The organism is Terriglobales bacterium (genome assembly GCA_035543055.1).
In the GTDB taxonomy this organism is placed as follows: domain Bacteria; phylum Acidobacteriota; class Terriglobia; order Terriglobales; family Acidobacteriaceae; genus JAIQFD01.
The window spans coordinates 1-4,591 of record DATKKJ010000108.1 but is presented as its reverse complement, the minus strand read 5'-3'; the positions used below and the strand labels follow the sequence as shown (position 1 = coordinate 4,591).

Below are 4,591 nucleotides of genomic sequence, written 5' to 3'. Positions count from 1 at the left end.
TCGCGGCCGACGGCGTTGGCGACGAACTCGGGCACGGTCTTGACGGCGGCTCGCTTCATCCTCATTCCTTCACCAGGCCCATCCTGCGGGCCTGGGCCACCAGCTTGAGGGCGCGCTGCACCACCGGCGCGTCGATCATCTTGGAGCCGAGCGAGACCACGCCCAGGCCCTTCACCTGCGCTTCCTCAAAGGCGGCAACGATGCGCTGTGCCTTCTCGATCTCCGGCTCGGTGGGCGCGAAAGCCCGGTGGATGACCTCGATCTGCAGCGGATGCACGCAGCCCATGCCCTCGAAGCCCATGGCGCGCGCGGCCTGGCCCCAGCGCAACAGGCCGTCCATGTCGGCGACGTCGCCGTACACGGAGTCGTTGGCCTGCAATCCGGCGGCGCGGGCGGCGTTGACCACGCGCTGGCGGGCGAACAGCGACTCTGTGCCGGCCGCGGTCTTGGCCACGCCGAGGTCGGCGGTGTAGTCCTCGAGGCCGATGGTCAGGGCGACGTTGCGCTCGCTGGCGCGCGCGATCTCAAAGGCGTTCTCGATGCCCAGCGCCGACTCGAGGATGGGCAGGAGCCACAGCGGGTGGCTGATCTTGTGCTTCTTCTGAAGCTCGCTGATGCGGCGGTCGACCTCTTTGACCTGCTCGGCGGTTTCGACTTTCGGGATGAGGATGACGTCAGGGTCTTCGGGAACGATCTCTTCCAGGTCTTCCAGCCCCAGCGCGCCCTGGTTGATGCGCACCATGCGTTCGCAGGCGCCGAAATCCACGGTGCGCAGCGTGTTGCGAACCAGCAAGCGGGCCGCGTCCTTCTCCTGGGGATGGACCGCGTCCTCGAGGTCGAGAATGACAGCATCGGGCCCGTGCAGGGCGGCATTGATGAAGTACTTGGGCTCGGAGCCAGGAAGATAGAGGCGCGAGCGGCGCAGATGATCACGCGCCGTGGGCGGCGGATCGACGGTTCGCTCGGGCAGCGCGCGATGTCCGTTGGCCATCCCAGCGCGCCGGGCCGCGGCTTCGATGCGGGCGGCGATAGTGAAGGGCAGCGCGCCCTCGTCGTGAATAACGACTTGGGCGTGCTTGACGCCGAGTTCGCTCAGCACCTCACGCGCCTGAGAGCGGATCTGGCGGCCGTAGTAGGGGGCGACGCGCGATTCGAGCTCGAGCTTCAGCCCACCGGACGCGCGCGGCTCGATGGCCACGCGCAGGTCCGAGCGGATGTCGGGCCCGGAATGCCCGGCCTCAGCGGGCCGCGGCCGGCTCGCTCTGGGTTTCGGCATGCTGGATCCGTTTCTCGACCGCGCGCAGGATGGCGTCGGTCATCTGGATGGTGGAAGCCGCGCCCTGCGCGATCGCCCTGGGCCCGCCGGGGATGCGCATCATGTCGTAGGTGCGGACCTTGCCTTCCTTGACCACATCCGCCACCGCGTCCCAGATCAGCTTCGACCGGTCGCGCTCGCCGACGTGATCGAGCATCATGGCCGCCGACAGGATCATGCCGATGGGGTTGACGATGGGCGGAGCCAGCTCGGCGTACTTGGGGGCCGAGCCGTGGGTGGGCTCGAACACCGCGACCTCGTCGCCGATGTTGCCGCTGGCCGCGAAGCCAAGGCCGCCGACCAGGCCGGCGAAGGCGTCGGAGATAACATCGCCGAACAGGTTCGAGGCGATGAGCACGCCGTAATCTTCGGGATTCTTGGTCAGCCACATCATCTGGGCGTCGATGTTGGTGGACCAGAGCGGGATCTCGGGATACTGCTTCTGCACTTCCTTGGCGACCTCTTCCATCATGCCCGAGGTCTCGCGCAGCACATTGGGCTTCTCGCAGATGGTCACGTTCTTGAAGCCGTGCTTGCGGGCGTACTGGAAGGCGGCTTCGCAGATGCGGCGCGCGTTCTCGCGGGTGATGATGCGCAGGGAAACGGCGAGGTCCTCACCTTTCACGTTGGCGAACGGCTTGAATTTCGGGTGCGTGACAAAGGCGGCGCGCACGCTCTCCGGCGGGTTGGTCCACTCCACGCCCGCATAGAGGCCCTCGGTCCCCTGGCGGAAGATGATTGAGCGCACCTGCGGCTCTTCCCAGCCGCCGTCCGCCTTCTTGCGGATGAAGTTCAGCGGGTTGCCGGGGAAGCCGATGCAGGGCCTCATGCAGATGTCGAGGTTGAAGCGCTGGCGCATGGTAACGATGGGGCTGTAGTACACGAAGCCCTTGCCCTTAAGCGCCGGCTTCAGTTCGGCGTCGGCTTCCTTCTTCGGCTTGGAAGTGATGGCGCCGAACAGACCCAGCTTGTGCTGTTCCAGCAGCTGGATGGTGCGGTCGGGGAGAGCATTGCCCTCGTTGCACCAGATCTCCCAGCCGATGTCAGCATGGATGTAGTCGGCATCGAAGCCGACTTCGTTGAGCACGCGCAGCGCCTGGGGGAGGACCTGGTTGCCGATGCCGTCGCCCGGCATGGTCACAACCTTGTACTTAGCCATTAGTGCGTATCTCCTTCCGAATTCCGTACGTATCGGGTCTCAACGCCAGCGAAGGTGAGCGACAGCTTGCCATCGGGGCCGATGCGGAACTTGGTGCGCTCTTCGCGCGGGTTCGTGTGCTGGGCGGTGACGATCTCGTCGCCTTCGACACGATATTGCATCACCATGGTGCTCTCGCGATGCGGGTCGTTCATGGTGTAAACCAGCTCGCCGCCTTCGAGAAACTCCAGCGACACGTCGCCGTACTTGTCGTACCCCAGCGCGTCGGTGGGATCAGAGGTCCACTTGCCCAGCAGTTCGGCGCTCATCCGTCCTCCGGCAGCTCACAGCGAAGTTGCATCGGGCGGGTGACCGTCGGCGGTCTGGATCAGGTGCACCAGCGCCATCTGTCCGTGCGCCAGGGCGGTCAGCCCCCAGACGTTCTTCGTGCGCCGCACCGGGATGGGAGTGGCTTTGCTCAGGTCCCTGACCAGTTGCCCGCCGACCTTCTTGCTGATGCCGAGCACCCCTTCGTAATCGAATCCCTTCGCCCACTTCGCCAGCGCAGCCTTGGCGTTGGGAGCGGAAACCTGCTGCACCGCCGACGTCCCGCGATGTTCCAGCACTACAGTAAACAATGACATATCCGGTCCTTTGCCGGCGAGGCGCCGGCGCTACGTTACCTGATTACAGCTTGCTTTTCGCGCAGGCCCAGCTTCTGCGCCACCAGGTTCTCCACGCCTCCGGCGACCACCAGCGACTGCGGCACCGTCCCCAGCGGCGGGAACTGGAACCTGTCGCCGCGATAGACGATCACGCCGGAGCGGAAGTCTACCAGCAGATCGTCCCCAGGAATGAACGTCTTAGCTTTTTCCCCCGCGAATGCCTTCTTCAATCGGTTCACGAACTCCGGCACCTCGATGCAGAGGAAGCCGTTGTTGAAGGCGTTGCGCAGATACGTCTGCGAAAAGCTGCCGGCGATCACCAATGGGATGCCGGCCGCCTTCAGCGCGGTGACCGCCTGCTCCCGGCTGGACCCCGTGCCGAAATTGAAGCCGCCGACCACGACCTCGCCGGCGCTCTCTCTCTTTGCGTACTCCGCGTCGTAGTTCTCGAAGATGACCTTGGCCATCATCTCCGGCGTCATGTCGTCGCGGTAGGTGTAGCTGCCGGGATAGATACCGTCGGTGTTCAGGTTGTCCTTGGGCATGAAGACCAGGCGCCCGCGGACTTGGCTGGGGAAGCCGGGGAGGATCTCGACGGTCTCGGCTGCCGCCTTGGTCTGAAATTCGGTGTAATCCCGCTTCATCCCCGTGGAGACGGCCTGACGGCCGCCTCTACCAGTGCTCTCAGGAGCCGTGATGTATCCCGCGACCGCCGAGGCCGCGACCACCGCGGGGCTGGCGAGATAACACTGCGCGTCTTTGGAGCCCATACGCCCCTTGAAGTTTCGATTGGTGGCCGAAATGCCGACCTCGCCCGGCTCCAGCAGCCCGGTCCCTAGGCCGATGCACGGCCCGCAGCCCGCGGGCAGCGTGACCGCCCCGGCGTCCACGATCGTCTTCCAGATGCCACGCCGCTCCGCCTCGGCCTGCACTTCCTTGCTGGCGGGGGCAAGATAGAACTTCACCGACGGGGCGACCCTCCTGCCTTGGAGCACAGCCGCGGCGGCTTCCAGGTCCTCCACGCGCGAATTCACGCACGAAACCAGGTACGCCTTCTGGATGGCGACCTTCTTGGGCCCGATCTCGGCCAGCGAGGCCATCACCTGCACCGTATCGGGGCCGGAGACGTGGGGCGTGACCTCGGCGAGGTTGAGCACGATGCGAGCGGCGTATTGCGCGTTGGCGTCGGGGGCCGGTGGGTCTTTCTCCCAGCGGGCGATGTCGGCTTCGGAGAAGCGCTCGATCCCTCGCGCCTTCAGTTTCGCCTGCACGTTGCGCATGTAAGCGATGGTGGTGGCGTCCACCGGGAACCAGCCCGCCAGCGTGCCCCACTCGGTGCTCATGTTGGCGATGGTGAGGCGCGCGTCCATGGAGAGCGAGGCCACGCCTGGGCCGGCGAACTCGACCACCGCATTCAGCACCTCTTCCTGGTTGTAGAGGCCGCAGAGGGCGATGATCACGTCCTTGCCGGTC

General features: G+C 65.6%; 5 protein-coding genes. All 5 read right to left on the bottom strand.

Annotation, left to right across the window (positions count from 1 at the left end; translation table 11 throughout):
* Window positions 1–61 precede the first annotated feature (61 nt).
* Entirely contained in the window at window positions 62–1,276 is a 1,215-nt protein-coding gene (locus VMS96_07920) for an aldolase/citrate lyase family protein (GenBank protein HVP43345.1), read from the bottom strand.
* On the bottom strand, window positions 1,239–2,474 hold the full coding sequence (locus VMS96_07915) for an isocitrate/isopropylmalate family dehydrogenase (GenBank protein ID HVP43344.1): 1,236 nt from the start codon (window positions 2,472–2,474) through the stop codon (window positions 1,239–1,241). Before VMS96_07915 ends, VMS96_07920 begins: the two co-directional genes overlap by 38 nt.
* Window positions 2,474–2,782: a hypothetical protein gene (locus VMS96_07910; protein ID HVP43343.1), complete on the bottom strand. Its 309-nt coding sequence runs from the start codon at window positions 2,780–2,782 to the stop codon at window positions 2,474–2,476. Before VMS96_07910 ends, VMS96_07915 begins: the two co-directional genes overlap by 1 nt.
* 15 nt (window positions 2,783–2,797) lie before the next feature.
* Entirely contained in the window at window positions 2,798–3,097 is a 300-nt protein-coding gene (locus VMS96_07905) for a hypothetical protein (protein ID HVP43342.1), read from the bottom strand.
* Window positions 3,098–3,132: 35 nt separating this feature from the next.
* Window positions 3,133–4,591 (bottom strand): aconitase family protein (locus tag VMS96_07900; protein ID HVP43341.1); only part of this gene is annotated, 1,459 nt, incomplete at its 5' end.

Coding starts and splice junctions, on each gene's coding strand:
- VMS96_07905 (HVP43342.1), bottom strand. CDS start 3,097: ATGTCATTGTTTACTGTAGTGCTGGAACATCGCGGGACGTCGGCGGTG.
- VMS96_07910 (HVP43343.1), bottom strand. CDS start 2,782: ATGAGCGCCGAACTGCTGGGCAAGTGGACCTCTGATCCCACCGACGCG.
- VMS96_07920 (HVP43345.1), bottom strand. CDS start 1,276: ATGCCGAAACCCAGAGCGAGCCGGCCGCGGCCCGCTGAGGCCGGGCAT.
- VMS96_07915 (HVP43344.1), bottom strand. CDS start 2,474: ATGGCTAAGTACAAGGTTGTGACCATGCCGGGCGACGGCATCGGCAAC.